The organism is Brevibacterium sp. CBA3109, assembly GCF_040256645.1.
GTDB classification, from domain to species: domain Bacteria; phylum Actinomycetota; class Actinomycetes; order Actinomycetales; family Brevibacteriaceae; genus Brevibacterium; species Brevibacterium koreense.
This window is the reverse complement of record NZ_CP158281.1, coordinates 2,735,118-2,761,426: the sequence shown is the minus strand read 5'-3', so window position 1 is coordinate 2,761,426 and position 26,309 is coordinate 2,735,118. Positions and strand designations below refer to the sequence as shown.

Below are 26,309 nucleotides of genomic sequence, written 5' to 3'. Positions count from 1 at the left end.
GCGCAGCTCATCGCCCGATCGCACCGTGCACCGCCCGATTGCGAAGTGCACAGCATCTACCGAGGTGGCCGCTGGAACCCAGCGGCCACCTCGGCGCGGGTGTGGGGTGAAGGCGGAATCGCCGGATGGTCTGCGATCATGTGAGCACCAGCGGCTATCATCATTCCTATCGGTCGCCTGCACGCTGACCGCAAGCGGTCCGTAGGATTCCCGACTCAAAGGTGTGGTCATGGCGAAGCAGAACGATCGGCCGACTCTGGCCACGGTCGCTTCGCGCGCAGGAGTCAGCATCAAGACCGCATCCCGGGTGCTCAACGGCGAAAAGCATGTGGCCGCGCGGACCGCCGAGAAGGTCGAAGACGCCGCCGCCGAGCTCGGATTCCGCCTCAATTCCACGGCCAGGCGCCTGCGCGCCGGTGGCAGATCTCCCTACATCGGCGTGGTCATGAGCGACGGGGACGACCCGTTCCAGGCTCGTCTCTTCACCCTGTTGGAGGCCGAGCTGAGCAGGATCGGACTGCGCCCGGTCGTGACGGTCACCGCCGACGACCCCGACCGTGAACGCGGCTTCCTCGACGAATGCCTGGCCAATGACATGACCGGCATCTGCGTCATCCGATCGCACCCGGACGCCGCTCGGTTCTACGCTGATGCGGCAAGCGCTGACGTGCAGATCGTGTCCTTCGATCCGTCGACGGCAGGACCCGGAGTCGACCTCATCGCCGGTGATGAGGAGCTTGCCGGGCGACTGGCCGCGACTCAACTCCTCAACCACGGGCACATCAGCCTCGGCGTCATCGGCGATCACTCGACGAGCCCCATCACCACCGCCAGACTCGCCGGAATCCAATCGGCCTTCGCCGGGCGCTCGGACGTCGGATGGCGAGCTTACATGCGCGAAGACGCCCACGACCTGGCCAGCGCGAAGAACGTCGTCGCCGCCTGGCTCGGATCGCGCAGCGCCCCCAGCGCGCTCATCACCCTGTCCGCGACCCTGACGCAGGGGGCCATCGATGCCTGTCGCCGGCTCGATGAGTGGCCGGCGCTGGTGAGCATTGACGATTTTCCCGCCGCGGAGCTCTTGGACGTGACCGTCATCGACCGTGATGTGCAGTCCATGGCCGCCGAGGCGGTCCGACGTCTGCAGGATCCGCCCGGTTCCGGGGCGGGAGGGGGTCCTCGCCGAGGTTCGGCTCGGGTTCCAGTCCATGTGATCGCCCGTGGAAGCGGTGAGGAATCTCCGGACAAGTGACGCTGTTCGGAGAGAGACTCCGATCACAATTTTTCGCCGAAACAGTTGACACCGGCCCCCGATCGGCGCATTATTTTGAACAGCCTGACAACGTTGTCAGAAAAATTGAAAGGTTCACAATGAGGCACAACCTGCAGTACCGGAAGAAGCTCGCCGTCCTCGGCGCCTCGGTTGCTATCGGCGCTCTTGCGCTCAGCGGCTGTGGGAGTCAGAAGGGCCAAGGCAATGAGGAATCCGGTGGCGGTTCGGGTGGAGACGGTGAAGTCACCATCGCCCTGCTCCTCCCGGAGTCCAAGACCACCCGCTACGAATCGCTGGACAAGCCGAACTTCGAGAAGTACGTCGCCGAAGCCAACCCTGATGCGAAGGTCGAATACCGCAACGCCAACCAGGACGCGACCCAACAGCAGCAGCAGTTCGAAGCAGCAGTGACCGAAGGCGTCGACGCCATCGTGCTCGACCCGGTCGATGCCTCGGCAGTGTCTTCGGCCCTGTCGAAGGCTCAAGCCAAGAAGATCCCGGTCATCGCCTATGACCGCTTCTTCGAGGGCGCGGACTACTACACCTCGTTCGACAACAAGAAGATCGGCAACCTGCAGGGCCAGGCCGTCCTCGACGGACTCAAAGCCGAGGACAAGGACCCGAAGTCGGGACCGGTGTGGATGGTCAACGGTGATCCGAAGGACCCGAACGCCGCTGATTTCAAGGCCGGCGCCGAGGAGACCCTGAAGAAGGCCGGTGTCGACATCACCGAAAGCCACGACACCCTCGACTGGAACCCGGACGACGCCCGCCAGTGGGTCGAAGGCCAGCTGCAGAGTGCGGACAAAGAGCCGATCGCCATCTACTCAGCCAATGATGGAACTGCCGGTGGTGTCCTCGCCGCCACCAAGAAGGCCAAGGTGAAGCCGGTCGTCACCGGACAGGATGCTGAGGTCGATGGTCTGCAGAACATTCTCCGGGGTGATCAGTACGCCACGATCTACAAGTCGATCCCACCGCAGGCGGAGTTCGCTGCGAAGGCAGCCGTCGCCCTGGCCGGAGGCGAGGAGCCGAAGGCTGGAACAACCTACAAGGACACTCCGACGGACTTCGTCGAAGCCAAGGTCGTCACAACGGACACCGTCAAGGACATCGTCGGTGATCAGATCAAGGCGGAAGACATCTGCACCAAAGACGTGAAGAAGCTCTGCGAAGACGCCGGCGTCAAGTAGAAATCGGCGAGTAGGAACATATGAATTCTCAACCCACTGATCCGGCGCCCGCGAACTCGCGGGTGCCGGAGACCGGAGCCGAACCAGTCCTCGAGCTGCGCGGGATCAACAAACGATTCGGTGCGGTCCAGGCACTGACCGATATCAACCTGACCATCGGCCGCGGCGAAGTCGTCGGACTCGTCGGCGACAACGGCGCGGGCAAATCCACCCTGGTCAAGGTCATCGCCGGAGTCCACGGCGCCGACGAAGGTGAGATCATCCTGGGCGGGCGGTCCCAGAAATTCGCGGCGCCGAAGGACGCGCAGAAGGCGGGAGTCGCGACAGTCTTCCAGGACCTCTCGCTGTGCGAGAACCTCGACGTCGTCGCCAACCTGTTCCTCGGCCACGAGAAGACCCGCGGCGGTGTTCTCGACGAGGTCACCATGGAGGCCAAATCCTGGGAGCTGCTGCGCAGCCTCTCGGCCAAGATCCCCAGCGTGAGGGTGCCGATCGCGGCTCTCTCCGGCGGACAACGTCAGACGGTCGCGATTGCCAGGTCCCTCCTCGGCGAACCATCGATCGTGATGTTGGACGAGCCGACGGCGGCGCTCGGTGTGGCACAGACCGCCGAGGTGCTCAACCTCATCGAGCGCCTGCGCGAACGCGACCTCGGAGTGCTTTTGGTCAGCCACAACATGGCCGATGTGCAGGCCGTGTGCGACCGCGTCCACGTTCTGCGCTTGGGCAAGGATGCCGGTGACTTCCCCGGTGACGAGCGCACGGACGTTCTGGTCGCCGCGATCACGGGAGCCAACGACAATGTCGTGACTCAGCGAGCGACCCGGAGGGGTGAGCGCCGATGACCCGCAACTCGTTCATCACCGACGAACGCATTTCGAGCGAGGGGTTCTTCGCGACATTCGTGCGTCGAGTCAAGGAGGGCCAGCTCGGCTCATTTCCGGTGATTCTGGCGCTCATCGTCATCGTCATCGTCTTCCAATCGGCGAACAGCAAGTTCATCTCACCGGCCAACCTGGTCAACCTGTCCACGCAGGTCGCGTTCCTCGCGATCCTGGCGTTGGGCATCAACCTGATCCTGCTCCTCGGCGAGATCGACCTGTCGCTGGCGCAATTGGGTGGGCTCTCCGCCTCACTGCTGGGTGTGTTGGTGGTCAGGCAAGGGGTTCCGCCTCTGATCGCACTGGTCATCATGCTGGTATTGGGTCTCGTCGTCGGCGCGATCCAGGGCTGGTTCTTCGCGGTGGTCGGGATACCGGCCTTCGTGGTCACTTTGGCAGGGTTGCTGGCGTTCACCGGGCTGACGTTGACCACTCTGGGCGTGCAGAAGAACCTGTCGATGGCCGACACCTTCGCCTTCGACTTTGCGAGCTTCTACTTCCCGGCGATCTGGGCCTACGTATTCGGGGCAGTCGCCGTCATCGGCTTCGGTGCGGGGATCATCTACTCGAAGCTGCGCCGTCACAACGAGGGACTCGACAGTCCCAGCTGGACCTCGGTGATCGTGCGCATTGCCATCCTCACCGTCGTCGTGTTCGGGTTCCTCATCCTGGTCAACCAGGACTTCGGTCTGGCGATGCCGTTCTTCCTCATGATCGTCATCGCGATCGTCATCGATCTGGTGCTGCGCAAGACCAAGTACGGGCGCTCGATCTACGCGGTCGGCGGCAAGGTCGAAGCCGCCAGACGTGCGGGCATTCGGGTGACTTGGGTGCGCATCAGCGTGTTCATGGCCGCCGGTGTGCTGGCAGCCCTGTTCGGCTTCATCAAGACCGGTGTGACGACCAACGCGGGATCGACGCTGGTGAGCACACAGGACCTGCTCAACGCGATCGCCGCAGCGGTCATCGGGGGCACCTCGCTCTTCGGTGGTCGCGGTACAGCCTGGGCAGCCGTACTCGGTGCCCTGGTCGTCGGTGCGATCAACAACGGTCTCTACCTCATCGGCTTCAACTCCGATGCACAGCAGATCATCACCGCGCTCGTCCTGCTCACGGCCGTCGTCATCGACGCACTGAGCCGCCGCGGACAAAGGTACGTCGGACGGGGTTAGCGAACGTCGGGGTTAGCGAGGGTCACGGTTAGTGCCGGTCGCGGTTAGCGCCGGTCGCCCTCTCGCCAAGCAAGCTCATCGAGCGGACCACTGAGCGTCGAAAGTACCAGTTGCAACTGGTGCCCTCGATGATCAGTGGTCCGCTCGATGTGTTGGCATATAGGCGCCGAGGTGGGCCCGGGTTCCGGTTTGCTCTTCTCAGGTTTCCGCTCGCGCTCCTCAGCGTTGCCGCTTCGCCCAACTTCAGACGTGCTGATACAGTCGTGGGCAATGACATGGGGTGCCTGACGTTGATCGCGTGAGGCTGAGAGAACACCCATCGAACCTGATCTGGGCCATACTAGCGAAGGGATCGTCATGGTTGACTTCGACCTGCGTTCTGCCAATGCACGACTGCGTGCGAGCAATCCACTCATCCAATGCATCACGAACACCGTTGTGCAGCAATTCAGCGCCAACGTGCTCCTGGCCGTCGGTGCCGCCCCGGCGATGCTCGACCACGAGGCCGATGCCGCACAGTTCACGCGCATCTCCAGCGGACTGCTGGTCAACTTCGGCACCGCCACGAATCAGCAGTTCCTTGCCGCTGACGCCGCCATCGACGCAGCCAATGAAGACTCCAAGCCGTGGGTCCTCGACCCGGTGAGCATTGGGGCGGTCGACTTCCGGACCACACGAATCCGTCGCGCGGCGAACTCTTCACCCACTGCCATCCGTGGCAACGCCTCCGAGATCGCGGCACTGGCCGGAGTGGGCCTGGGTGGTCGGGGAGTGGACTCCACCGACGAGGTTGATGCGGTGATTCCGGCCGCGGCCGAACTGGCCAAGTCCACCGGAGCAATCGTTGCCGTCTCAGGTCCCAAGGACGCGATCGTCGCTCATATCGACGGGGTCGACCATGTCGCCCGCCTCAGCGGGGGACACTCCTTTATGCCGCTTGTCATCGGCGCCGGATGCTCTCTCGGCGCAGTCACCGCCGCGTACCTCGTTGGCGCAACGACCGCCTCGGCGAGGTTCGAGGCCGTGGTCGCAGCCCACGCTCACTTCAAGGTCGCCGGTGAGACCGCCGCCGAGGGAGCACGCGGACCCGGCAGCTTCTCCGTGAACTTCCTCGACGCGCTGCACACGATCACGGGTGATGATCTGGCTGGGGTCCACGTCGAATCAGACAGGGTCGAATCAAGTGCGATCGACGCCGAGGCGATCGAAACCGATCCGATCGACGGAGCACAGTCATGAGCGCCTCGACTCCCGAGGTGAACTCCCGCCTGGCCGGAATCGATGCCCGGCTCTACCTCGTCACCGATTCGGCACAGTGCCGCGAAGCCGGACGCAGCGTCGTCGATACCGTCCGCGAGGCTGTGGGCGGGGGAGTGGGGATCGTGCAAGTCCGCGACAAGGACATCGACGACGATGCGTTCTACACGTTGACTCGTGAGGTCATCGCAGCCGTCGACAGCGTTCTGGTCGACACGAACCGTCGTGTCCCCATCGTCCTCAACGACCGAGTCGCGGTCGCCCAGCGACTCCTCGCCGAGGGAGAAGAAGTCCACATTCACGTCGGACAATCCGACACCCCGGTCGAAGAAGTACGCGAACTCATCGGCCCCGAACCGCTGCTCGGGCTGTCGGCGGCCAACAGCACCGAATTCGCAGCCGCCCGGGAATCCGGCGTCGTCGACCTCGTCGGCATCGGGCCCGTCTACGACACCACGACGAAAACCGACGCACCCGACGGGATCGGGCCCGACCGCCTCGGCGAGCTTGTGGGTGAAGCGGGACTTCCCGCGGTTGCCATCGGAGGGATCAGCACCGATCGTGCCGCCGAACTGAGGGGCCGCGGTCTGCTCGGGATCTGTGTGGTCTCTGCCATCTGCCGCGCCGAGGATCCGCGTGCCGCAGCCGAAGAACTGCTCGCGGAATTCGGCGACGGACTCGCGGAGGCAGCTCAGTGACCACACGGCCACCCATCGCACTGTCCATCGCAGGCACCGACCCCAGTGGGGGAGCCGGCATCCACGCCGACCTCAAGACCTTCACGGCCCGCGGGGTGCTGGGCACCACGGCCATCACCGCTCTGGTCGCGCAGAACACGCACGGCGTTTCGCGGGTCTATGGAATCGACGATGACTTCGTCTCCGACCAGCTCGACAGTGTGCTCAACGATATGCCCGTCGATGCCACGAAATCGGGGATGCTCGGCTCACGCTCCCTCGTCGAACTCGTCGTCGCACGAGCGGCCCAGGGCCAGCTGGGCTTCTACACCGTGGACCCGGTCATGGTCGCGACGTCCGGGCACCGCCTCCTCGAGGTCGATGCCGTGACCGCCGTCCGCGATCACCTGCTCCCGGTTTCCGACCTCATCACCCCGAACCTGCCCGAAGCTGCGCTGCTGATCGGCGACGACGAGCCCGTGGCGAAGAACCCGCAGGAGATGTTGGTCCAGGCCAGACAGCTCGTCCACCGCGGACCGCGCGCGGTGCTGCTCAAGGGTGGGCACGCGATCGAGGGCGATGTCGCCGACGTTCTCGTCACCGCAGAAGGCACGGTCACTGAGTTCACCCACCCACGAGTGGAGACACCGAATACGCACGGAACCGGGTGCACATTGTCGGCCGCGATCACCGCCGAGGTGGCCGTGCTCAAGCGTGCACGTGCAGTTGACGATGTGAGCTCGGATCTCCTCCACGAAGCCGTCGACAATGCCCTGAACTATCTGGCTCGGGCGCTGAAGTCCGCCGCGAACTGGCAGGTCAGCTTCGATCCGAAGGGCGCTCACGGACCCGTCGACCACCAGGTCGACATCGTCCGCCGTTAGAACAACCAGTCACACACCCGGATGGGCTTGCCATCCGAATACCGCTCAAAGACGCTGTGGGACCGCCGAGGTCCCCTGAACAAGGGAGATATCAATGACGACAGACTTTTCCGCAGGCCCCCAGACCACTCAGCTGTGGGACCGTGTCCGCCCGATCGTCGAACAGATCGAGCGCCTGCCCTTCCTCGGCCAGCTCGCCGAGGGCAGCCTCGATGTGAAGGCCTTCACGAACTACATCATCCAAGACGGCATCTACCTCACCGGTTACGCGAAGGCGATGTCCTTCCTCGCCGCCGGAGCCAACGACCGGGACGAAGCACGATTCTGGGCCAGTTCGGCAGCCGAGGCCATCAGTGTGGAAGAGGAGATGCACGGTGAGCTGCTCGCCGATTCTCGCCTGGCCGCGTCCCACGATGAACTCGTCAGCAGCGGAGCCGGTTTCAAGGCCTCACCCACCACCTTGGGCTACGTGTCCTACCTCGTGGCCACCGCTGCCAGCCGCTCCTATGGCGAAGGCGTGGCCGGAGTGCTGCCGTGCTTCTGGGTCTACGCACACATGGGCAAGGTCCTCGTCGAACGGGCCGGCCAGATGAGTGCTGACCACCCCTACCGCACCTGGGTCCAGACCTACGACTCACCTGAATTCGATGAGTCGACCCGGCAGGCCGTACAGCTGCTTGAACAGGAACTCACCAATGCCCCCGCCGAGGTGGCCGCAAGAATGCGTGCCACGTTCGAGCAGGCCTGTGTGTACGAACTCCACTTCTGGGCCTCTGCCCATGCGCTCCAAGGCTGGGATGCAGGAGTGTTCGTGCCGCAGAGCTGAGCACTAGTCGTTGGTGACGTCTGGTTTGAGACGGCGGAAGAGATTCCACAGTGCGATTGCGACGATGGCAAGGAAGATGCCGGTCGGGAGGAAGACAAGGGATTCCGGCCACGATCTGCCTAACCCGACGCTGAGCGTCTGCACAAGAGACAAGGCGAACAGCAGAGCGCAGGCACCAGCGGTGATTCGCATGAACTCCATCAGACAGTCGAAGAGATAGACGCGTTCGCCGCGCTGTATCCAGTACTCCTATCCCACTCCCAAGGGAACGAGCCACGCGAATACCTCACCCTTCGACGCCCAGTCGTCGGGTTGACCGTTTGCCCCGAAATGGCTCGGCACCTGGTCGGGTGCGTTTAACCAAACCCAGAACGCGGTAGAGATGAGCACCGCCAGGGACGCCGCTGCGAAGATCAACGCAGCGGTTCCAGGGCGCCGGCTCAGATTCGGTCTCGTTGAGGAAGGCACATTGCCAGGCTATCCGGTGCCCGGTGCCAAGTGTCGGGTGCCCGATAGCCTGGTGCCCGGTGTCGGGAGAGATCAGGCCGGATGGCTCCCTGATGGACCGCTTCTGCCCGGAGGCGTGGGGCCCAATGAGCCCATCGCATGCCAACCGCGACGCAGGGTGGTCCACAGGAGCACATGGTCGACTTCTATCAGGGGGACTCGGTCGTGTCGCGGACAGGCAAAACGTCCGACGAAGAACACGACGGTAGCGAAACACATACCCATGATGAATAGAATCAGCAGATCCATGACGGCCTCCTCACACCCGTATCGAATGCATGTCTCCATTTTCCTCCCGGCTCGAAAAGAAAGATAGGGCCACCTGGCAACAAGTGGCCTGCATGCCATTTACGCTTCCGCGCGTGTGAATGCTCGCGAGTGAATGCCTGTGAGGGGACGGAGCCGCAACCGTCTCTGCCCGACTATGCCGGAGGCGACCTTGGGGTATTGGTAGTGCCGCGTTCGATCGGAGGGATGCTGACCTGGGGCGTTGCAAACATCTCAAGATTTATGGGCCATCAATAGGTACAAGAATCAAATCATGATCGAACAAGATTCGAAAAAGAGGGTGCAAATGATCGAAATGAATGTATAATTGAAAGAAGAGCAACGACGATGTTGGCGAATGGACTTCGGTACCATGACTCTCACCCCCGACCGCACCCCAGGAAACCCGGAAAAGCGTGACCCACGCTCCGATTCCAGTGATGCCGCCACGGGTCCAGACGCAGCTGATGTGTCTTCTGCTGATGATGCAGTTTCTTCTGATGATGAGTTGACGTTGTTTGACCAGCTCAAAGACTCCAACCTCGACCTCACCGGCCACCCCCTCGCGAAAACCTTCGAAGCACTCGCGCCTGTACCTACTGGTGAACCAGCTGTGGCGAACGAGGTACCGAGCGAGGACGTGGAGCCGGCAGCCGAGGGTGCGGAATCTACTGACGGCAATGGGACCGACGAGACCGATAGTGCCAACAAAGCGGTGCCCGGCGATGACTCCGCCGTGGCCGGTACCGCACCGGCAACCGATGGTTCAGGTCAGTCGGACCCCACCGAAACTGGTTCCAACACTTCGAGTCCGCACCCTCTGCTCTCGAGCGAGGAATGGACAGACCTCTCACGCTTCGCTCCCGAAGTCACGACCAGCCTCACCGCACTCAGTGGACTCAAGGACGGGCTGCGGACCTTCGACCGATTGATGGGTCCTGATGATGCGATCACACTCATCGACGGACTCGAAGCCCTCCACCGAGTCAACGAAGCACTATCCACCCTGGCATTGGCAGTATGTGAACGAGTGGGAACACCGACTGACTATGGTGCTAAAACAACGAAGGCCCTCATCCAAGACAGGTTGAACATCACCAGCCGCGAAGCCAACCGCCGCACCGACATGGCCAAAAACCTCGGCGGACGGGTGACTCTGACCGGGCAGCCACAAGCACCACTGTTTCCCACGGTCGCTGATGCCTTCAACGAAGGCCGACTCTCCGCCGATCAGGCCACGGTCATCAAGGACTGCTTGAAGAAACTACCCACCTGGACCACCCAAGCCAATCGCGACTATGCCGAAACAACACTCGTGGAAAAAGCACCAAGTGTGCGGGTCCATGACCTGCGAGCGATCTTCGCTCGGATCCTGGCCCATATTGATCCCGATGGGCAAGAACCCATCAATGCCACGGACCGGTCCATGTACAAGGTCACGATGCATGCCCGTGACAACGGTGACTGGGAACTTGCCGGTCTCCTTGACCCCGTCACGGGCGGGCAACTCAACGGGCTGCTGACAGCACGAACCAAAATCGCAAACAACACCAGCAACAGCAGCGACAACAGCGCATCGGATGTGAGCGAGTCCGGTGTCTTAGAAGACGGCACCCTCGTCGACATGACCGGGCAGAGGTTGAGTGCTCAGGAGTGGATCTACGAACGCTTCGCGACACTCATCGGCAGAATAGACATGACACGCACCGGCCAAGGCGCACAATACGCGTTAGTCGTCACCGCGAAGGCCGAAGACCTCGCGAACGGAACCGGTACCGGCACCACAGGTACTGAGAACCCGGTCCCGATCAGCGAACTGGCTCGCAATGGCCTCAACGGGGCGGTGTTCTTCGAACTCATTTCGGAGAAGGCGAAGACGATGCAGGTCGTGACGGAGAATCGGTTCGCGAATGCGAAACAGATCGCGGTCCTGACTGCACGAGATCAGGGGTGTGAATCGCTCCGGGGATAATAGAGGCAGGGAGATTGGAAGAAGGAGATTGTCTCATGCCAGTGAAATACACCGATGAGCTCAAAGCTCGTGCCGTCGAGCTCGTCATGCATGCCCAGGCCGATCCTGAGACCGCGAGCAGGGCAATCACCCGCGTCGCGAACGAACTCGGCCTGAGCAAGGAGACCCTGCGAGTTTGGGTGCGCAAGCACAAGGACTCCGGCAGAGCCACGCCGACGGAGTCGGTCGACCTTGAGGCCGAAAACCGTCGACTGCGCGCCGAGTTGACCGAAGCGAAACGGGCAAACGAGATACTTCGCCGGGCGTCGGCTTTCTTCGCGGCGGAGCTCGACCGCCCATCCAAGTAATCGTCGATTTCATCGACAACAACCGCGACGAGTTCGGAGTCGAGCCAATCGTGCGCGCCCTTTCAGGGACTGCTGCACGGATTGCTGTGAGCTCGTATTACGCGTACAAATTACGCCAGCCTTCAGCCCGTGCTGTCCGGGACCGGGAGCTCAAGACCGCCATCCGGGACGTCTACGAGGCGAACTATTCCTGTTACGGGGTGCGGAAGATGTGGAAGGCGATCAACCGCGAGTATGCGGACCGGTTCGGGAATATCGCTCGGTGCACGGTCGAGCGGTTGATGCGCCAGCTGGGCATTGACGGGGTTCGTCGTCGGCGGAAGCGTCCGAAGACGGCCTCGGCCAGGGCCGAGGAGTGCCCGGAGGATCTCGTCGAACGTGAGTTCACAGCTGAGGGTCCGAACTGTCTCTGGGTCGCCGACATCACCTATATTCCGACCCAGGCTGGGTGGGTATACACAACGTTCATTCTCGACGTCTTCCACCGCGAGATCGTGGGTTGGCAGGTGACGAATCATATGCGTGAGTCGCTGGCCAGGGACGCGTTGACGATGGCTCTGGCAGCGAAGTTCCGGGCCGGCGAAGACGTGTCCGGGCTTGTCCACCACTCGGATCGCGGAGTCCAATTCAGGTCGATTCGCTATGGCGAGACTCTGGCAGAATCCGAGATCGTGGCGTCGGTGGGGTCACGCGGGGACTCATACGATAATGCCATGGCTGAAGCACTGAATTCAGTCTACAAAGCGGAACTGATCGACCGTCGCGAATGGTCGGGGTTGATCGAGGTGATGGCAGCGACATCGAAATGGATCGGGTGGTACAACCGGCAACGACTGCATTCGGCGATCGGATATCGACCTCCGTTCGAGGTCCAAGCTGAGTGGACCAACCAGGGTGCGACCGCGAGCGTAGCTGCATAGAAAACCAGGAAAAACAGCCTCTATGAAACCCGGTGCTTGACAGTGTACGTTCCCGGGATGTGATGCACCGCCGGGATGGTGCGATGCTCACCATATTGTTGAGTGGGCACAAGAAGGTCGGACGGATGTCAATAATATGACGTTGAGTTGTTCTGCCCATCACCACCTTCTGGACAGATCGGACTGGGAGACAGTGATGCTCAAAGACGGGCGTCCTGCGTGGGTTCCGCCGGCATCGATTGATCCGGCGAGGCGGCCGATATTGCATGCGAGGTTCGTGGCTCAAGAAGTCATCGACACACTCTTCGACGAATGACCGCTCAGGCCGCTCAGTCTGCTCAGACCGCTGGGGACGCTCAGGACGCTCAGGTGTAACTGAGAGCCAAATTCTTCACCGCAGCAGATACGGAATGCGCTGCCCGACGCCCCTCCTCGGCGGTGAAGCCTGCTGGGAAAGTAAAGCGCACACTCGTCTTCGCGACATCATCAGCAATACCTAGCGCGGTGAGCACATGCGATGGCTCATCTGACCCGACGGCGCAGGCGGAACCACTCGAAGCAGTGACGCCCAGGCGTTCAAGTTCGAGCAGTACGGCCTCACCACTGGTGCCTGAGAAACAGAACGAAGCATGATTCGGAGTTCGCGAGCAGTCACTGCCTGTGAGGAACGCTCCGGAGACCGTGGTCAGCACCTCTGCGATGAAATCATCCCGGATGGCCAGGACACGGTCAGCGATCTCAACTCGCTCCGCCTCGGCGAGTTCCAGCGCGGTGGCAAACGCGACGGCAAGGGCAACGTTCTCCGTCCCCGATCGACGCCCAGACTCCTGACCGCCACCGTGGATAAGCGGTTCAAGAGGGATCCGTGCGCGAATTGCAGCGACTCCGATACCTTTCGGCGCACCAACCTTGTGCCCGGCCAGGCTCATGGCATCGACGCCGAGTCCGCTCAGCGGGAGCCAACCCGCAGCCTGCACGGCATCGGTGTGGAACAGTGCGCCAGCATCGTGAGCAACCTTGGCCAGGGCTGCGATATCGGCGACCGTGCCGATCTCGTTGTTCACATACCCCAGGCTGACCAGGAGCGTGTCCTCGCGCAGTGCCGAACGGAGTGCCTCAACCGCGATCGTGCCATCGGGTCCGACGGGCACCACTGTGATCTCGAACCCGTGCCGACGAGCCAGGAAATCCGTCGCGGCGAGCACCGCCTCATGCTCCAGAGCAGAGGTCACGATATGTCGCCGAGGTGGCGGAGCGTCCGGTCCTGCACCGGGGTCAGCATCGCCATCGGCTAGAGCCCCGAGAGCGATACCGATGATCGCAAGATTGTCGGATTCGGTACCGCCGCTGGTGAAGACGATGTCAGTGCTGCGCACGCCGAGCACCTTCGCCACTCGTCTACGCGCGTCCTTGAGCGCGTCTGCCGAGGTGCGGCCGACCTCATGATGGCTCGAAGGATTGCCGAACGCACCAGTCAGATATGGCCAGGCCGCCTCGAGTGCCTCCCTGCGCACGGGTGCCGCCGAAGCAGTGTCGAGGTAGAGCGGTGCCTTCGCCTCTGGCTCCTGTTCGAGTCCCATCTCAGCTCAGCCCCACACTGCTGTCGGACTCAACTCCGCCGACCTCGGCTGTCAGGTCCAGGTCGAGTCCCAGGTCGATCGCGCGGACACTGTGAGTCAGTGCCCCGGAGGAGATGACGTCGACTCCGGTGGCGGCGATATCACCGACGGTCTCGAGAGAGACATTTCCGCTGGCCTCGACGATCGCTCGTCCGGCGATGAGCTCCACGCCGGCACGCAGATCTGCCAGGGAGAAATTGTCGAGCATGATGATGTCGGCGCCGCCGTCGAGTACCGCCTGGATCTGCGCGAGGCGATCGACCTCAACCTCAATCGTCGTCGTATGCGACAGTCGGTCCCGAGCCGAGCGGATCGCGGCCGCTACATCTGCCCCCTCACCTGCGAGGACGGCCAGGTGATTGTCCTTGACCATGACCGCGTCCGAGAGTCCGAACCGGTGGTTGTGCCCACCGCCGCAGACCACCGCGTGCTTCTCAAAGGCCCGCAGGCCTGGTGTGGTCTTCCGGGTGTCGACGATGCGCACACCACGACCGTCCGTGTTCGTGCCTGCGGAATTCGACGATGCTGCATCGACGAAGGCTCTGGTCTGAGTCGCGATTCCGCTCATCCGCTGGCAGAAGTTCAGTGCGATCCGCTCGGCTCGCAGGACTGCTCGGGCGGGGCCCGACACTGTCGCCAACGTGTCACCAGCTGCGAAGGCATTGCCATCGGCGCTGGTCAGATCCACATCGGCGCTCGGGTCGACAAGGGTGAAGGCACGAGCGAACACATCGATTCCAGCAAGGACTCCGGCCTCGCGTGCGCTCAGCTTCGCCGTCGCCGAGGCGGTGGCCGGGATGAACGTCTCACCGGTGATGTCGCCCCACGGTGCGTCCTCGTCGAGAGCGAGACGGAGAGCGGAGTCGATGGTCGTGGCGCTCAGCATGAGGCGGCCTCCTGAAGCAGGGAAGAGGTGGACATGAGGTCGACGGATTCGGGCCGTCGCGTCGACAGTGCGCCGGACGTGGGGAAGTCGGTGCGGGTGTGGGCACCTCGACTCTCCTGCCTGGCGAGGGCCTGAGCCGCGATGTATCGCGCAATATGCGCAAGATTCGCAGTCTCGAATCCTTCGCGGAATTCGGCAGGTTCAACATCAGTGACGAGCGGCCTACCCTCGCCGAGGCGGTCGAGCACGGTGCGCAGTCCGTGTCCCTCTCGTTCCACGCCGAGGTGGGTCCACGCGAGTTCTTGGAGTTCCTCACGGGAGATCCGGTTGGAGGACGAACCGAGTTTCGTCGACAACGACAACGACGCTGCCGTCGCCGAATGCGATGCTCGGCTCGGTTCCGGTATCGGCCCCGTTCGCGTTTCGAACTCCGTCGCAATCGCCTCGGCCGCGCGGGCTCCGAAGACGGCTCCCTCGAGCAGGGAGTTCGAGGCCAGACGGTTGGCACCGTGCACACCGCTGCAGGCGACCTCGCCGACGGCGAAGAGTCCTGCGATGTTGGTGCGTCCGTCCAGGTCAGTGTTGATGCCGCCCATGAAGTAGTGGGCGGCCGGTGTGACCGGGATGAGATCGGCGGCCAGATCGAAACCATGAGCAGCCAGGCCGCGGGCGATGCTGGGAAAGTGAGTCACGACTTCGGGAACAGATCGGGCATCGAGATAGCAGGGGAGACCATTCTGTTCGGCCATTCTCCGGTGGATCGCCAAGGCCACGACATCACGGGGCGCCAGCTCACCTCGGCGATCGATGTCTGGCATGAACCGGTGACCGTTCGCGTCGAGGAGGAGAGCTCCGGCGCCACGGACCGCCTCGGAGATGAGGAACCCGGATCCGGCCAACGCGGTGGGATGGAATTGGTAGAACTCCATGTCGGACACGGCGGCGCCTGCACGGATCGCGGCGGCCAGTCCATCGCCGGTTGCGCCTTCAGGATTCGTCGTGTGGGCGTAGAGCTGACCCGCCCCACCTGTCGCCAGGATCACTGCATCGGCCGCGAGGAATTCGTGGACTCCGTTGCGCAGCAGCGACACTCCGGTGCACCTGCTCGTGTGTCTCGCTGGAGACCCCGCCGGCCCCGTAGGAACCACAGACCCCGCCGGCCCCGTAGGAACCGCAGAACCTGCAGGACCCGTAGCCTCCGAAGGCCCCGTAGGTGCGGTGACCAGGTCGAGAAGCATCGTGTGCTCGAGCAATCGGACCCTGCCGGCAGCGACTGCGGCACGAAGTGCGTTCGTCAGCGCCTCGATGATCGCTTTGCCGGTGGCGTCGCCTCCGGCATGGAGGATGCGCGGAATCGAATGCGCGCCCTCCAGGCCGCGCGACCATTCACCGGTCCTGTCGCGGTCGAAGTCGACACCTGCGGCCGCAAGCTCGAGGATTCGGTCAGGGCCCTCGGTACACAGCACGCGGACGGCGGCCTCATCGCCGAGCCCGGTACCGGCGACCAGGGTGTCGGCGACGTGGGCTTCGACGGTGTCATCGGCTGCGAGCACTCCGGCGATTCCGCCCTGGGCCATGGCCGTATTCGACTCGCCCACACCGTCTTTGGTCACCACGGTGACCTCGTGTCTGCCGGCCAGCCGCAGAGCGGTGGTCAGCCCGGCGATGCCGGAGCCGATGATGAGTACGTGACTCACGAGCCGCTCAGATCCGCGGCTTCGCGGCGAGCATCCGCTCCAGGGATACACGGGCCGGATCGGCCACCTCGGCGTCGACGGAGATCTGATTGATCACGGTGCCGTCGAGCAGCGATTCGAGGACCCAGGCGATGTAGCCGGGGTGGATCCGGTACATCGTCGAGCACGGGCACACGACGGGATCGAGGCAGAAGATGGTGTGCTCGGGATGCTCGGCCGCCAGCCGCTGAACGAGGTTGATCTCGGTGCCGATGGCGAACGTGGTCGGTTCGGTCGCCTCGGCGATGGCCTTCGTGATGTAGGCCGTCGACCCGGACTCATCGGCGGCGGCCACGGTTTCCTGTGGGCACTCGGGGTGGACGATGACGCGCACATCGGGGTGATCGACGCGTGCCTTGTCGATCTGTGCGGGGGTGAAGCGCTTGTGCACCGAGCAGAATCCCTGCCACAGGATGACCTTCGAGTCCTCGATGGTGCTGGGGGAGTTGTTGCCCAGGGGTCGAGCCGGGTTCCACAGTGGCATGGCCTCGATGTCGATGCCCATGTTCAGAGCGGTGTTGCGGCCCAGGTGCTGGTCGGGGAAGAAGAGCACACGCTGACCGCGCTCGAAGGCCCACTCAAGGACCACCTCGGCGTTGGAAGAGGTGCACACGATGCCGCCGTTGCGGCCGCAGAATCCCTTGATCGCGGCCGAGGAATTCATGTAGGTCACCGGGATGACGGGCACCTTGCCGTCAGCATCAGACTCGTCACCCAACAGATCGGTCAGCTGTTCCCAGCAGTCCTCGACCTGGTCGATGTCGGCCATATCAGCCATCGAGCAACCGGCCGCGAGGTTGGGCAGGATGACCGACTGTTCGGGTGTGGAGAGCAGGTCAGCGGTCTCGGCCATGAAATGGACGCCGCAGAAGACGATCGCCTCGGCCTCGGGATGATTCTGGGCAGCCTTGGCGAGCATGAACGAGTCGCCGATGTAATCCGCGTGCTCGACGACCTCGACGCGCTGATAGTGGTGGCCGAGGATGACGACCCGGTCGCCGAGCTTCTCCTTGGCGCGGATGATCCGGTCATTGAGCTCGTCCGCCGAGGCATCCCGGTACTCAGCGGGGATCTCACCCTGGCGTGGGGCTGCGACGGGAATCGAATCGTCCATCGAAGCGCCGGGCCCATAGCCAGGCTTGGCGTCGACGTCCCACGGGGCATCGATGAGGTCGGTCGAACACATTTCGTCGTTCTTGCCCTTCGCGGAGATGTCCTTGAGGGTGAGCTCGATCGAGGCTGTTGTGGTCATCATCGTCCTTCGCAGAGTGGAGCGGCGCGCCCGTGGAACAGGTCAGCGCGCTCCCGGAAAAGTTTTGCGCAGATTTGAGCTTAATCATCATTGCTCGTAATGTAAAACACCACCGTGCGGCGGACCAGGGTCGATGATCTAGTCTGGAAACTGGCTCGCAACCCGAGTCGACCCGAACGTGAACTCGCGCGATTCGGCCGGCACTACAGCCTGCCGCCGACTTGCGCATATGCGGCGCTGTCGCAGCGTTGCCAACCAGACGAAGGCCGACCGAAGAGGATGCCCATGCCCCTGCCCGATAGTCCGACACCAGATCGACCCGCACCTGCACAGCCTGAGAACTCCACATCCGACCAGCCCGAGATGACTCCGCCCTATGGGAGCGGCCCCGCATCCACTGCTGCTGCCGGTGCGGCTGCGGCACCACCTCGGCGGGTGCGGACTCTGGACCTCATCAAAGCCAAGACACAGGGCCGGCGCTGGGCGATGCTGACCAGCTACGACCAGTACACGGCCGCACTGTTCGAGCAGGCCGGCGTCGAGGTGCTGCTGGTCGGCGATTCCGCGGCGAACAATGTCTACGGCCACGAGACCACACTGCCTGTCACCGTCGATGAGCTCATTCCCCTGGCCCGAGCCGTTTCCGGTGCGACCTCCCGGGCGCTGATCGTCGCGGATCTGCCGTTCGGCAGCTATGAGATCTCCGACGAGCAGGCGGTCGCGACGGCCGTGCGCTTCATGAAGGAAGCCGGTGTCCACGCGGTCAAGCTCGAGGGAGGAGTGGCTGTGGCTTCTCGGATCCGGGCGATCACGACCGCTGGCATACCGGTGATGGCCCACATCGGATTCACACCTCAAGCCGAGCACAACCTCGGCGGGTACAAGGTCCAGGGGCGTGGGGATGCCGGTGATGCGCTCTTGGCCGATGCCCGTGCCGTCGCCGAGGCGGGGGCGTTCTCCGTGGTCATGGAGATGGTTCCGGCCGGGTTGGCCGCGCAGGTCACGGCGGAGATGACGATTCCGACCGTGGGAATCGGTGCCGGTGCCGACTGCGATGCCCAGGTGCTCGTCTGGCAGGACATGGCAGGACTGAGGACCGGCAAAACTCCACAGTTCGTCAAACGCTACGCCGACCTGCATTCGGTGCTCTCCGATGCCGTCGGTCGCTATGTCGATGAGGTCAGGAGTGGCGAATTCCCCGAGCCGGAGAGGAGCTTCCAGTGATGGAGGTCGGTGGGATTCAGGCTCTGCGTGCCTGGCGGAAACGGCAGTCGGGCACCGTGTCTCTGGTGCCGACGATGGGTGCCCTGCATTCCGGCCACCGGGCACTGATGGATCGGGCCCGAGAATCCGGAGACTCGGTCGTGACCAGCATCTTCGTCAACCCGCTGCAGTTCGGCGCCGACGAAGACTTCGGCAGATACCCGCGGCCCTTCCAGGCTGACTTGGAAATCTGCGAGGCGGCAGGAGTCGACTTCGTGTTCGCTCCGGCGTTGGGGGAGATGTACCCCGCAGCACCGGAGGTCACGGTGTCGTCCGGGCGGATGGGCACGGTGTACGAAGGCGCGGCACGACCAGGTCATTTCGACGGGGTCCTGACCGTGGTGGCCAAGCTCTTCACCCTGGCGGCACCGGACTCGGCGATCTTCGGCCTCAAGGACATCCAGCAGTTCTGCCTGGTCAAACGCATGATCGCTGACCTCAACTTCGACATCGAGCTGATCGGCCTGCCGGTGGTCCGCGACGGAGACGGCCTCGCCATGTCGAGCCGCAACGAATACCTGGCGACCGCTGACCGTGCAGTCGCGCTGGCGATCCCTCGCGCCTTGGACGTCGCAGCCCAAGCGGCCTCCGATGGATCGCCGGTCGGTGTTGAGGCTGCAGCGCAGGCCGTGCTTGATGCAGCTGCTGAGCGGGGAGACCTCAGCCTCGGCTATCTCGGCCTCGTTGACTCGACGACCTTTCAGCCGTGTGCACAGGACTTCGCGGGGCAGGCGCTGCTGCTCGTCTCAGTGACCGTTGGGGGAACTCACCTCATCGATAATGTGCCCCTCGAATTCCACCGTTCTGTGTGATCCATTTCCACCGGTCTGCGAAAACAATTTCCACCAGTCTGCGAAAACGATATCGACTGCTGCGCGTGATTCTTCGCGCGATTCATCCTGTGGGAACATCGACAGTTGTGTGCTGACTGACTCAGCAAGGTCGCTGTCGAGGCCGCTGTCGACGTCGCTGTCGAAGCCAACGGTGAAGCTGACAGTGACGCCGACAGTGTCAACAGTGAAATCAGAACCGTCCGAGTCGGCAGCACCGGTTACGGCGGAGACTGCGCCGGGGCATTGCCCTCGGCCCGCACCTTCTTGCCTCCCAATCTGCTGTCGGCACCTGCTGTCGGCACCTGGCCGACAACACGCTCGCCGCTGGCGTGGGCTGGCGCTACACCGGGATAGCGATGACGACGATGCCCATGATCACAAGGACCGCGGAGGAGACGGCTTCGATGTAGAAGTCGGTGCTCCTCCTCTGCAGGGCAGCCGCGGCCATACCGGCGATGAAGGCGAGAAGGATCTGGTAGGCCAACATCAGTCCGATCACGACCGAGATCAGCAGCAGGTAGTCGACACCCGCGGCGGAGGATGGCACCAGGGTCGGCATGACGGCGAGGAAGAACAGTCCCGCCTTCGGGTTGCTCAACGAAGAGATCAGGCCCCGACGATACGAGATGACCGACCGCAGCTGCCCCCAGGACTTCTTCGCACCGGAGTCAGTGCTCGCATCAGCAGGAGAGCCGGCACCCGCCTCGGAGGCCACAAGCTCGTCGAGATCATCGGTGGCCGCCACGATCTCGCTGACCTGTCCGCGCGGAGGCTCCCCGCGCAGTTCGGAGCGGATCCGCAGGGCCTGCCGGGCGGCCAGCACACCGAGCAGGCACAGGTAGAGTCCTCCGACGACCTTGAGTACGTGCAGGGCCGAAGGGAAAGTTGTGAGGAGGGCGGAGATGCCGGTCAGAGCCGCGATCATCCAGATCGTCATTCCGGTGGCGGAGCCCAGCGAATAGATCAGCCCGGCCTTGCGGCGCAGGGCCGAGAGGCGAACGGTGAGGATCGTCTCGGGGCCGGGAGTGACGGCCAGGACGGTCGCGGCTCCGGCGATGGTGATGAGCTCGGGTCCGGTCATGGTGCTCCTTCAAGGACAGCGGCCAGGCGGGTGACCTGGTCGGGGTGGCAAATGCGACGCTGCACGATGACGGCCCGAGGTGATGCGCACGAATCGATACGACACAGACGCGACGAGCTCTGTCTTAATTCTGCCGCAGGTCAGCCCGATACAACAGATCGGGAAAAGCAATCATTTGCTAACAACCATTCGGCATCACCGAACAGTCATCGGCTAGTCTGAGCGCATGTGGGATCTCAACCGACTGCGTATCTGGCGGGCCGTCGTGGCCACCGGCTCCGTCGTCGACGCCGCCAGAAGCCTCAACTACACATCGGCCACGGTCAGCCAGCACATCACCACCCTGCAGAAGTCCGTCGGCGTCCCCCTCTATCGCAGGTCCGGCCGCGGCATCGAGATCACGGACCTGGGCAAACGCCTGGCCGAGGAATCTGCGGACGTCTTCACCGGCCTGAGCCGGCTCGACACCCTGGTGGAGAGCTTCCGCACCGTGAACCGACCCCGCATGCGCATCGCAGCATTCACGTCCTTCAACGCCGGACTGCTGCCGGGGATCATCGAGCCGGTCGCCCGCGAACACCCAGATATGCGCTTCGACATCCAACTCAATGAACCGGCCAAGGTCCGCCGCAGCCACTGCACGATCGAGATCCGCAGCGAAGTTCCACAGGATGACGAGGTCCACCTGCCCGGAATGACGCGCACGGTCCTCTTCGATGACGACTACCGAGTCGTGGTCTCGGACAGGCACCGGTTCGCGAGGCTCGAGTCCGTCCCGTTCAAAGACCTCGAGGACCAGCGGTGGGTCGACTACGATCTGTGGGCGGGACCGACGAGCCGGGTCGTCGACCTCGCGTGCGCCGCCGCCGGATTCGAACCCCGGACCTTCGCCGCCTCGGAAGACGAGTTCGCCGCGCTCGCCCTCGTCGCCTCGAACCTGGCCATCACCGTCTTGCCCCGCCTGTCTTCTGCCCAGCTGCGGCCGGGTCTGACCGCCGTCGGCCTCACCGACCCCACGCCCATGCGCCGTGTGGTCATGCATGTGCGTGAGCGCGAGGCTCACCTGCCGCACGTGCGGTCCTTCGTCACCGCCGCCGAGGCAGTTGTGGCCGACTATCTGGCCCGCTGAGAGACCGTTCTGCCCAGGGAGACGCACCGTTCCTCATAGTGAGCTGAGTCCCCGGCGTCAGAGCGGTGGGATAGGCTGTTCGGGTGAGTTCTGAAATCGAAATCGGCAAAGGCAAGCGCGGTCGTCGCGGCTATTCACTCGACGATATCGCCGTCATCCCTGCTCGGCGGACCAGAGATCCCGAGGACGTATCGCTGGACTGGCAGATCGACGCCTACAGGTTCGCTCTCCCATTCATCGGTGCCCCCATGGACTCCGCCATGTCCCCGGAGACCGTGATCGCTCTGGGCCAGCACGGTGGTCTGGGCGTTCTCGACCTTGAGGGCCTGTGGACCCGCTATGAGGACCCCGCCCCACTGCTGGCCGAAATCGCCCAGCTGCCTGCAGAGATGGCGACGGCGCGGATGCAGGAGCTCTACTCCGCACCCATCCAGGCCGAGCTCATCACGGCCCGACTCGAACAGATCCGCGAAGCAGGAGTCACCGTCGCCGGTGCACTGACACCGCAGCGGACCCAGCAGTTCTACAAGACCGTCGTCGATGCCGGTGTCGACATCTTCGTCATCCGCGGCACCACGGTCTCTGCCGAGCACGTGTCCGCAAATGCGGAGCCGCTCAATCTCAAGCAGTTCATCTACGAACTCGACGTTCCCGTCATCGTCGGTGGCGCTGCCACCTACACCGCGGCCCTGCATCTCATGCGCACCGGTGCCGCCGGCGTTCTCGTCGGCTTCGGTGGGGGAGCGGCGGCGACGACACGCAAGACCCTGGGTCTCCACGCTCCGATGGCCACCGCGATCGCCGATGTCCACGCTGCCCGGCGTGATTACATGGACGAATCCGGCGGTCGCTATGTCCATGTCATCGCCGATGGCGGGCTGGGCACCAGCGGTGAGATCGTCAAGGCCTTCGGCGTCGGTGCCGATGCTGTCATGCTCGGTACCGCGCTGGCCCGGTCGACCGAGGCCCCCGGCCGCGGAATGCATTGGGGCGCCGAGGCCCACCACCCTGAACTTCCCCGCGGGCACCGCGTGGAATTGGGAACCGTGGGCAGTCTCGAGCAGGTTCTGTTCGGACCAGGACGAACCGCTATCGGCGAACTCAATCTCGCCGGTGCCCTGCGTCGTGCACTCGCGACCACAGGCTATGTCGATCTGAAGGAATTCCAGCGCGTAGATGTCACCGTCTCGCCCTATCAGCCTGGATCGGTGGTGTGATCTGTTCCGCCTGGCGCTGACCCCCAAATGGTTGGGGGCTCTGCTTTTCGTGCTGATCATGGTCACCTGCTTCGTCGGACTCTCGGCATGGCAGGTCGACCGCGCTCAGCACAAGAACGATGCTGTCGAATCGGCCGATGTCGGGCAGATCGAACCGTTCAATGACGTTATGGAAGCCCAGGCCCCGATGCCGGGCATCCTCGCCGACCAGCGTGTGAGCCTGTCCGGACACTGGCTCCCGGACGATCAGGTCGTCGTCCCCGGGCGCGTCCTTGATGGGGACAAAGGCTACTGGGTCGTGACGATGTTCGCGCCCGATGGCGCTCGCCTCGGCGATTCGGCCGGTGCCGCCGCTGACAAGACCATCGCGATTCCGGTTCTGCGCGGTTTCACCACCGATGAGGAAACCGCCATGGAATCCCGTGCGGCCGAGGGCCCGGTCACGATGAAGGCACAGATCGGCCCGGTTGAGGGTCCGATGCCCGGTAACTCTCTTCCCGAGGGGCAGGTGCGCAGCGTCTCAACAGCACAGCTGATCAACCTGTTCCCCGACCTGCTGACCTATTCGGGGTTCCTCATCCCCGAGGAGGCCACCGGTGACGCCGCCTCCATCGCGACGGACGGACTCTCCTTCGTGCCCCCGACGACGACGCGGGACGAGGGCGGATTCGATCTGCAGTCCGCGGGCTACGCGATCGAATGGCTGATCTTCGCCGTCATGGCCCTGTATATGTGGTGGCAGCTTCTACGCGATGACTTCGTCCGGCGCCGACTCGGCAGCGATCCTGATACTCAGGATCTGACTAGCCGAGTCGAGTATGTTGTCGTCAAGTCCGCAGGGCAGTCCTCGATCGATCCCGAGGTGATGTCAGGACTGACCGGACTTCCCACCCGCAAGCATGGGGCGAAGAAGCCTCGCACCCGCCGCGGCAGACGCGCTGCCGGTGGCAGCGCCGACTCGACTGACGCCACTGCCGATTCGACCAACACCACCCCGACCGGAGGAAACTGAGCGTGAGCGAAGAACCCGAGTCCCAGGATTCCCGCCCCGACTTCGATGACAGCGATGTGTGGAGCGTCAAGCGCTTCACCTCGGCGCGCAATGCGTGCAAGTTCTATCGTGTGATGGCCATCATCACCGGAACGATGCTCCTCATCCTCACCGTCGAGATGGTCTACAAGTATCTCCTCGCGGCTGATTCCTCGACGGCACTGAACTTCGGCGGCTTCAACCTGGCGGCCGCGATCGCGATCTGCCACGGCTGGTGCTACGTCGTCTACCTCATCGGCTGTTTCTGGCTCAACCAGCAGATGCGCTGGACGCTGGGCCGCTACATCGTGTTGGCCCTGGCAGGCGTGGTTCCTGTGATGTCGTTCATCCTCGAACGTAGAATCCACCGCCAGGTCGAAGCGGAGCTGGCAGCGGCCGTGGTGGTCGCTCCCAAGAGCTGAGACCAGTAGTTGGGCACTGGGTGCCCGGTGTTTAGAATTGGGTCATGACGCAAACCCAGAGCACACAGGTGCCTCCTGTCCTCGTGGTCGATTTCGGTGCGCAGTACGCGCAGCTCATCGCCCGACGGATCCGCGAGGCGGGACTGTATTCCGAGATCATCGCCCATGACGCACCGGCCGCAGAGTTCGCGGCCAAGAATCCAGTCGCCATCGTGCTCTCGGGCGGACCCTCGAGCGTCAACGATGAGGGCGCCCCCGGATTCGACACTGCTGTCTTCGACCTCGGCGTGCCCACCATGGGCATCTGCTACGGCTTCCAGCTCATGTCGACCACACTCGGCGGGCGAGTCGCCGAAACCGATAAGCGCGAGTACGGCTCGACCCCGGTCACGGTCGCCAGCACCGGCGCACTGCTGGCTGAGACCCCGAACAGCTACAAGGTGTGGATGTCCCACGGAGACTCCGTCGCCGAGGCGCCCGCTGACTTCGACGTGCTCGCATCGACCCCGGACACCCCGGTCGCCGCCTTCGAGTGTGCGGCACGCAAGTTCGCCGGTGTGCAGTGGCACCCCGAGGTCCTTCACTCCGAGCATGGGCAGCAGATCCTCGAGAACTTCCTCTTCAAGGTCGCCGGTCTCACGGCCGACTGGACCAACGCCTCGGTCATCGACGAGCAGATCGAACTGATCCAGCAGCGTGCCGGATCGAAGAAGGTCATCTGCGCCCTGTCCGGCGGAGTCGACTCCTCCGTGGCTGCGGCACTGGTCCACAAGGCCATCGGTGACCAGCTCACCTGCGTCTTCGTCGACCACGGTCTCCTGCGTGAGAACGAACGCGAACAGGTTGAGAACGACTACGTGAACTCCATCGGTGTCCGTCTGGTCACCATCGATGCGCGTGAGCAGTTCCTGTCCGAACTCGCCGGCGTCACCGATCCGGAGACCAAGCGCAAGATCATCGGCCGCGAGTTCATCCGCACCTTCGAGAAGGCCGCAGCCGACCTCGTCCTTGAGGCCAAGGGTGAAGGCGAAGAGATCGGATTCCTCGTCCAGGGCACTCTCTACCCCGACGTCGTCGAATCCGGCGGCGGATCGGGCACCGCGAACATCAAGAGCCACCACAATGTGGGCGGGCTGCCCGATGACATCACCTTCGAACTCATCGAACCCCTGCGCGCCCTGTTCAAGGACGAGGTCCGCGCCATCGGTCGTGAGCTCGGAGTCCCCGATGCCATCGTCTCCCGCCAGCCGTTCCCCGGCCCTGGGCTGGGAATCCGCATCATCGGCGAAGTCACGGAGGACCGCCTGTCGATCCTGCGCCGAGCCGATGCCATCGCCCGCGAAGAGCTGACCAAGGCAGGCCTCGATTCAGAGATCTGGCAGTGCCCGGTCGTCCTCCTGGCCGACGTTCGCTCCGTGGGTGTCCAGGGCGACGGGCGCACCTACGGCCATCCGGTCGTGCTGCGTCCGGTCTCCAGCGAAGACGCGATGACCGCCGATTGGACACGGGTTCCCTACGACGTCCTCTCGGTCATCTCGAACCGCATCACGAACGAGGTCGACGACATCAACAGAGTCGTCCTCGACGTCACCTCTAAGCCTCCGGGCACCATCGAATGGGAATGATTCTGTTGACCGACTACAACTCCTGAACAGTGTTCAGTTA

Annotated in this window: 26 protein-coding genes, 1 riboswitch and 1 other annotated feature; of the genes, 19 read left to right on the top strand and 7 right to left on the bottom strand. The window is 63.5% G+C overall.

Going from position 1 to position 26,309, the window contains the following annotated elements; genetic code table 11:
* The first annotated feature begins 229 nt into the window (after positions 1–229).
* From AAFP32_RS12635 to AAFP32_RS12600, 8 genes are all read left to right on the top strand, one after another.
* The gene (locus AAFP32_RS12635; RefSeq protein ID WP_350269405.1) at positions 230–1,252 is read left to right on the top strand and encodes a LacI family DNA-binding transcriptional regulator; all 1,023 of its coding nucleotides are present in this window, start codon (positions 230–232) and stop codon (positions 1,250–1,252) included.
* Positions 1,253–1,371: 119 nt separating this feature from the next.
* The gene (locus AAFP32_RS12630; RefSeq protein ID WP_350269404.1) at positions 1,372–2,466 is read left to right on the top strand and encodes a substrate-binding domain-containing protein; all 1,095 of its coding nucleotides are present in this window, start codon (positions 1,372–1,374) and stop codon (positions 2,464–2,466) included.
* 20 nt (positions 2,467–2,486) lie between these two features.
* Entirely contained in the window at positions 2,487–3,311 is an 825-nt protein-coding gene (locus AAFP32_RS12625; RefSeq protein ID WP_069600707.1) for an ATP-binding cassette domain-containing protein, read from the top strand.
* Positions 3,308–4,519 (top strand): sugar ABC transporter permease, encoded by a 1,212-nt coding sequence (locus AAFP32_RS12620; RefSeq protein WP_009885003.1) that lies wholly within the window; start codon positions 3,308–3,310, stop codon positions 4,517–4,519. The genes AAFP32_RS12625 and AAFP32_RS12620 overlap by 4 nt, the downstream gene beginning before the upstream one ends.
* Positions 4,520–4,785: 266 nt before the next feature.
* Positions 4,786–4,889: riboswitch (TPP riboswitch) on the top strand.
* Positions 4,877–5,758, top strand: coding sequence for a hydroxyethylthiazole kinase (thiM, locus tag AAFP32_RS12615; protein ID WP_350269403.1), 882 nt, complete (start codon positions 4,877–4,879; stop codon positions 5,756–5,758). It overlaps the preceding riboswitch by 13 nt.
* Positions 5,755–6,474, top strand: a complete 720-nt coding sequence (gene thiE, locus AAFP32_RS12610; RefSeq protein WP_350269402.1) for a thiamine phosphate synthase — start codon at positions 5,755–5,757, stop codon at positions 6,472–6,474. The genes thiM and thiE overlap by 4 nt, the downstream gene beginning before the upstream one ends.
* Entirely contained in the window at positions 6,471–7,337 is an 867-nt protein-coding gene (thiD, locus tag AAFP32_RS12605; protein ID WP_096157395.1) for a bifunctional hydroxymethylpyrimidine kinase/phosphomethylpyrimidine kinase, read from the top strand. The genes thiE and thiD overlap by 4 nt, the downstream gene beginning before the upstream one ends.
* Before the next feature lie 94 nt (positions 7,338–7,431).
* On the top strand, positions 7,432–8,163 hold the full coding sequence (locus tag AAFP32_RS12600; protein ID WP_009884999.1) for a TenA family protein: 732 nt from the start codon (positions 7,432–7,434) through the stop codon (positions 8,161–8,163).
* A 3-nt stretch (positions 8,164–8,166) separates the two neighbouring features.
* Here AAFP32_RS12600 and AAFP32_RS12595 read toward each other — a convergent pair whose 3' ends face one another.
* Both AAFP32_RS12595 and AAFP32_RS12590 read right to left on the bottom strand, forming a co-directional pair.
* The gene (locus tag AAFP32_RS12595; RefSeq protein WP_350269401.1) at positions 8,167–8,355 is read right to left on the bottom strand and encodes a hypothetical protein; all 189 of its coding nucleotides are present in this window, start codon (positions 8,353–8,355) and stop codon (positions 8,167–8,169) included.
* 57 nt (positions 8,356–8,412) lie between these two features.
* Positions 8,413–8,505, bottom strand: coding sequence for a DUF1648 domain-containing protein (locus AAFP32_RS12590; RefSeq protein WP_350271498.1), 93 nt, complete (start codon positions 8,503–8,505; stop codon positions 8,413–8,415).
* 805 nt (positions 8,506–9,310) lie between these two features.
* On the opposite strand from AAFP32_RS12590, the gene AAFP32_RS12585 reads away from it, so the two are divergent.
* The 4 genes from AAFP32_RS12585 (at position 9,311) to AAFP32_RS12570 (ending at position 12,492) form a co-directional block, all read left to right on the top strand.
* Positions 9,311–10,909, top strand: a complete 1,599-nt coding sequence (locus AAFP32_RS12585) for a DUF222 domain-containing protein (protein ID WP_350269400.1) — start codon at positions 9,311–9,313, stop codon at positions 10,907–10,909.
* A 35-nt stretch (positions 10,910–10,944) separates the two neighbouring features.
* Positions 10,945–11,256, top strand: coding sequence for a transposase (locus AAFP32_RS12580; RefSeq protein WP_350269399.1), 312 nt, complete (start codon positions 10,945–10,947; stop codon positions 11,254–11,256).
* Positions 11,217–11,345, top strand: a sequence feature (AL1L pseudoknot). It overlaps the preceding gene by 40 nt.
* Entirely contained in the window at positions 11,307–12,176 is an 870-nt protein-coding gene (locus AAFP32_RS12575) for an IS3 family transposase (protein WP_101598918.1), read from the top strand. It overlaps the preceding feature by 39 nt.
* Before the next feature lie 94 nt (positions 12,177–12,270).
* Positions 12,271–12,492 (top strand): hypothetical protein, encoded by a 222-nt coding sequence (locus AAFP32_RS12570; protein ID WP_350271497.1) that lies wholly within the window; start codon positions 12,271–12,273, stop codon positions 12,490–12,492.
* Positions 12,493–12,541: 49 nt separating this feature from the next.
* On the opposite strand, the gene AAFP32_RS12565 is transcribed toward AAFP32_RS12570, so the two are convergent.
* From AAFP32_RS12565 to nadA, 4 genes are read right to left on the bottom strand one after another with little or no spacing between them, the layout of a single operon-like run.
* Positions 12,542–13,756 carry a cysteine desulfurase family protein gene (locus AAFP32_RS12565; RefSeq protein ID WP_350269398.1) on the bottom strand — a complete coding sequence of 405 codons (1,215 nt, stop codon included), beginning with the start codon at positions 13,754–13,756 and terminating at the stop codon, positions 12,542–12,544.
* Position 13,757: 1 nt separating this feature from the next.
* On the bottom strand, positions 13,758–14,681 hold the full coding sequence (gene nadC, locus AAFP32_RS12560) for a carboxylating nicotinate-nucleotide diphosphorylase (protein WP_350269397.1): 924 nt from the start codon (positions 14,679–14,681) through the stop codon (positions 13,758–13,760).
* Positions 14,675–16,378 (bottom strand): L-aspartate oxidase, encoded by a 1,704-nt coding sequence (gene nadB / locus AAFP32_RS12555; RefSeq protein WP_350269396.1) that lies wholly within the window; start codon positions 16,376–16,378, stop codon positions 14,675–14,677. Before nadB ends, nadC begins: the two co-directional genes overlap by 7 nt.
* Positions 16,379–16,385: 7 nt before the next feature.
* Positions 16,386–17,669, bottom strand: coding sequence for a quinolinate synthase NadA (gene nadA, locus AAFP32_RS12550; RefSeq protein WP_350269395.1), 1,284 nt, complete (start codon positions 17,667–17,669; stop codon positions 16,386–16,388).
* A gap of 285 nt (positions 17,670–17,954) precedes the next feature.
* Between nadA and panB the strand changes: the two genes are divergently transcribed.
* Both panB and panC read left to right on the top strand, forming a co-directional pair.
* Positions 17,955–18,893 (top strand): 3-methyl-2-oxobutanoate hydroxymethyltransferase, encoded by a 939-nt coding sequence (gene panB, locus AAFP32_RS12545; protein ID WP_350269394.1) that lies wholly within the window; start codon positions 17,955–17,957, stop codon positions 18,891–18,893.
* A complete protein-coding gene (gene panC / locus AAFP32_RS12540) occupies positions 18,893–19,744 on the top strand; it encodes a pantoate--beta-alanine ligase (RefSeq protein WP_350271496.1) in 852 nt (283 codons plus the stop codon). Before panB ends, panC begins: the two co-directional genes overlap by 1 nt.
* A gap of 361 nt (positions 19,745–20,105) precedes the next feature.
* Here the strand turns inward: panC and AAFP32_RS12535 are convergent, their stop codons facing one another.
* Complete coding sequence (locus AAFP32_RS12535; RefSeq protein ID WP_350269393.1) at positions 20,106–20,846, bottom strand: LysE family translocator; 741 nt, start codon at positions 20,844–20,846, stop codon at positions 20,106–20,108.
* 226 nt (positions 20,847–21,072) lie between these two features.
* Here AAFP32_RS12535 and AAFP32_RS12530 point away from each other — a divergent pair, with 226 nt between their 5' ends.
* From AAFP32_RS12530 to guaA, 5 genes are all read left to right on the top strand, one after another.
* The gene (locus tag AAFP32_RS12530) at positions 21,073–21,975 is read left to right on the top strand and encodes a LysR family transcriptional regulator (protein WP_350269392.1); all 903 of its coding nucleotides are present in this window, start codon (positions 21,073–21,075) and stop codon (positions 21,973–21,975) included.
* A gap of 83 nt (positions 21,976–22,058) precedes the next feature.
* Positions 22,059–23,192, top strand: coding sequence for a GuaB3 family IMP dehydrogenase-related protein (locus tag AAFP32_RS12525; RefSeq protein WP_350269391.1), 1,134 nt, complete (start codon positions 22,059–22,061; stop codon positions 23,190–23,192).
* Complete coding sequence (locus AAFP32_RS12520; protein WP_350269390.1) at positions 23,152–24,204, top strand: SURF1 family protein; 1,053 nt, start codon at positions 23,152–23,154, stop codon at positions 24,202–24,204. The genes AAFP32_RS12525 and AAFP32_RS12520 overlap by 41 nt, the downstream gene beginning before the upstream one ends.
* 2 nt (positions 24,205–24,206) lie before the next feature.
* Complete coding sequence (locus AAFP32_RS12515; RefSeq protein ID WP_101620777.1) at positions 24,207–24,644, top strand: DUF3817 domain-containing protein; 438 nt, start codon at positions 24,207–24,209, stop codon at positions 24,642–24,644.
* A 44-nt stretch (positions 24,645–24,688) separates the two neighbouring features.
* Positions 24,689–26,269, top strand: coding sequence for a glutamine-hydrolyzing GMP synthase (gene guaA / locus AAFP32_RS12510; protein WP_350269389.1), 1,581 nt, complete (start codon positions 24,689–24,691; stop codon positions 26,267–26,269).
* Positions 26,270–26,309 lie beyond the last annotated feature (40 nt).